Genomic DNA, 781 nt, shown 5'->3' with positions numbered 1-781 from the left:
GAACTCCTCGAAGCCAAACGAGCCCTCGCCGACGCCGTCCTCGGCTCCGGCGAATCGGCCCTCACCGAACTGACCGACCGTGAACTGGCGGACCTCGTCTCGCTGCGGAGGCCCGCATGATCACCGCGCGGGACGACCGACGCCGCACCTTCGAGACCGTGCCCGCCGGGGTGGAGGCCGTCACCTGGTGGGGTCGGGCCTGGGTCGCCGCCCTGGAAGCGCGCGCCCACGACGCGGCCCGGCTCGCCCGCGGCCGTACGTACGCCACCGAAGGACACGTCGAGGCCGTCACGGTCACCCCCGGCCGGATCGTGGCCTACGTCCGCGGCAGCAGGGCCCGTCCGTACCGCACCGAACTGTCCCTGGCCGCCTTCGCGGACGACGCATGGGCAGAGCTGCTGGAAGCGGTCGCGGCGGACCCGTCGGCCCTCGCGACCCTGCTGGAACGGGAAGTCCCGCAGTCCCTCGCGCAGACGATCCTGCCCGGAGCCGGCGAGCTCGTACCGCGCTGCTCCTGTCCCGACACGGCGCGGCCGCCCTGCAAGCACGCCGCCGCCCTCTGCTACCGGGCGGCGCGGCTCCTCGACCAGGACCCGTTCGTCCTGCTCCTGCTGCGGGGCCGGGGCGAGCGCGAACTCCTCGACGAGCTCGCCCGCCGCAACGCCGCCCACGCCGCACGCGAACAGCCCGACACCGCACCCGACTTCCCCGGGGTGCCGGCCCGCGCCGCGGTGGCCCGCGCCGTCCTGCCCCCGCTGCCCGCCCCCCTCGCGCCGCCCCC

The 781-nt window shown here is 76.2% G+C and carries 1 protein-coding gene; it reads left to right on the top strand.

What is annotated here, in order from left to right; translation table 11 throughout:
* Nucleotides 1-116: 116 nt before the first annotated feature.
* A partial coding sequence (locus tag NOD94_RS41250; protein WP_281211372.1) for an SWIM zinc finger family protein occupies nt 117-781 on the top strand: 665 nt, incomplete at its 3' end.

Origin of the sequence: Streptomyces sp. Isolate_45 (genome assembly GCF_024721315.2) — a bacterium.
GTDB lineage: Bacteria > Actinomycetota > Actinomycetes > Streptomycetales > Streptomycetaceae > Streptomyces.
Note: the sequence above shows the minus strand (reverse complement) of the source record. Positions and strands in the feature narration are given on the sequence as shown.